The 2,212-nt window shown below is 63.7% G+C and carries 2 protein-coding genes and 2 pseudogenes; 1 reads left to right on the forward strand and 3 read right to left on the reverse strand.

Translation table 11 applies throughout. The annotated features are described in order from the left end of the window. Positions 1-592 precede the first annotated feature (592 nt). Positions 593-745 (forward strand): annotated as a pseudogene (locus ACFO3Q_RS16805) (DNA polymerase III subunit delta'); the annotation flags it as partial. Between the two features lie 171 nt (positions 746-916). On the opposite strand, the gene ACFO3Q_RS16810 reads toward ACFO3Q_RS16805, so the two are convergent. From ACFO3Q_RS16810 to ACFO3Q_RS16820, 3 genes and pseudogenes are all read right to left on the reverse strand, one after another. Continuing rightward, positions 917-1,330, reverse strand: coding sequence for an RES family NAD+ phosphorylase (locus ACFO3Q_RS16810; RefSeq protein ID WP_377006059.1), 414 nt, complete (start codon positions 1,328-1,330; stop codon positions 917-919). 40 nt (positions 1,331-1,370) lie between these two features. Continuing rightward, positions 1,371-1,496, reverse strand: a pseudogene (locus ACFO3Q_RS16815) (RES domain-containing protein); the annotation flags it as partial. A gap of 11 nt (positions 1,497-1,507) precedes the next feature. Further along, a partial coding sequence (locus ACFO3Q_RS16820) for an antitoxin Xre/MbcA/ParS toxin-binding domain-containing protein (protein ID WP_377006061.1) occupies positions 1,508-2,212 on the reverse strand: 705 nt, incomplete at its 5' end.

Here is a 2,212-nt window from a genome sequence, read left to right on the forward strand (position 1 = left end):
ATGGCCGAGGAAGTCGCAGCGTTCTCTGCCAGTGTTGCACTTGATTCTTGAGACCAAGCAGTGACAACGCACGGGGGATCGAGCCGCGGGTCTTCGTCGCCTGCCTGACCCAACGTCGCCTCCCGCTTTATGGCCGCGCCGGGGCTTACTGCTGACGGTTCCGGGAAGATAGGCCGCCTTGGCAGCTGTCTGCTGCCAAGCAATCGCCCCCCGAGTAAGTGATTGAAACCTAAGAAGTGACTTGTTTCCGAGGAAGTGATTTCTCGGCGGGTCCGAAGCCAACAAGCTGCCCCGGTTTCGACTAAGCGCCAACATGCGCCCCTTGGTCGCCGCCAGCGCCAAGCAACCGCCCCCGGCTTGCCAGAGGCGTCAACAAACCGCCTCCTGGGTGAGCGCATGGAATTCTTGAGAGCGCGGGTCCGCTTGCCCCCAGCCGCGTCCTACACGACTGTCTGCGGCCAGGAAAATGCCCCGCAGCAAGCAACACGCATTCCATTTCACATCGACAAATGCCCTCCAGTTCGCTGAGGCGCTTACAAGCTGCCTCCAACTCGTCACATTGCCGCCCGACGCGTTCAACTACCGCGCCTAGAACGTCATCCTCAAGATCCTCGAGGAGCCGCTGCCGGGCCGGTTTCTGTGGCTGGCCACCGCAAACTCCGCGTGCCTGCCGGCGACCATCCTCAGTCGCTGCCAATGCCTGGAGATGCAGCGGCCGCCGCGCGAGGGAGCACCGGCTTGGCTGCGGACCTGACCATGCCGCGGCCGCCCCAACGAGGCTTTGATGGCCGCGCGCGCACGAGCGCCTCGCCACGCCGAGCATGCGGTCGCCGAGGTCGGTTCCCGAGTGATCGATCCTCCCCGATTGAAGAAGCTGGGGCCTGGTTCCACTGCGCCAACCGGCGCGCGCGAACTGTTAGGCAACCGTGCGCGTGGCCGTGGTGTTGGCGGAGCTACTACTGGGCGGGTGCGCTGGCGCGCAGCACCACGGAGGGCTTGGCACGAGGCGCCATGCGCGCTGGGCTGACACCGGCAACGGGTCGGGCCGGAAGATCGCGCGGAAATCCACCTTACGGGCCACCCGCGCCGAGACCGACACCATGGCTGGGTGGACGGCGTTGATCAGGACGGCGCTCTCCTCAGGCACGACTACCGACGGAACCTCGAAGATCGCCGTGCTCGTGGATCGGTACCACTGCGATCCAACGTCCTTTGAGACCAGGCAGGACGGCACAGAATCCCATCCGCCGGGCGCGCTCGCCAAGGGCAGCACCTGACGCGCCTCGAAGACATCGTCCGGGACCGCGATCTCGAGCAGATAGCGATTCATTGGACTGATCGCGCCGACATGAGCCCCGTGGCTCGAGCATCACCAGGCTGATCGATGTTCCCGCGTAGATGATCCGCTCATCAACGTGGTTCCAGCGCCCCGGCGATTTTGCTGCGCCGAGGCCACTGAGGTCGGTGGGGCCATAAGTGGAGCCACCAGAACATATCCGATAGAGCTTTAAAGAAAGACGCCCTCTCTATCGGCCTCAATGACTTGCATTACAGCCTCACGTCCCGCAGGAGTATCCATCAGATCAATCGGGCGCTGACCGCCCAGCGCGGGGATAGGCTGCTGGACCCATTCGCCAACCCAAGACTCGGCGTCGAAGTTCTCGGCGCCTGCTGCCGGGTCGCGGCGGACCATATCCTCCACCACGTTGATGAGGTCCATCATCCCTACGACGGCTTGGCCGGGCGTGCCGCTGAACGTCGCCTTAGCCTGGATCTTCTTACTGAAGGTCGCCTTCGGAATGCCTGCCGCCATCTGGAACGTATTGTCGGTGATTCCCAATCGGGTGATCAGGTCACGCACGATGATTGCGGGCACGCCCTCCCGCTCTAGCGATATGCGATCACTCAGTTGCGCAAACCGGAGCGCGCTGCGAAACGCGCGGATGTCTCCGCCCTGTCCCGTCAGGGCCGCATCAAGGACAAGGTGAGCGGCATAGGGAGCTTGGCGCTTCCTGAGGGCCGGACGGGTAGGGGCGGGCCCTGCACCCTTCGGGCTGGTGGCTCCAGCATTTTTGACGGTCATCGCGACGTCTCGATTTAGCCATTCGATGGCCTCAATATAGATCGAGAAGCGCAACGCGCAAGTTAACGAGTCGGCCCTGAAGAACCCCTCATAGCCAGCAGCCATGCGGCCTGTGGCGCCGAGGGGTCG

It is taken from the genome of Coralloluteibacterium thermophilum (genome assembly GCF_042654365.1).
Taxonomy (GTDB): domain Bacteria; phylum Pseudomonadota; class Gammaproteobacteria; order Xanthomonadales; family Xanthomonadaceae; genus Coralloluteibacterium; species Coralloluteibacterium thermophilum.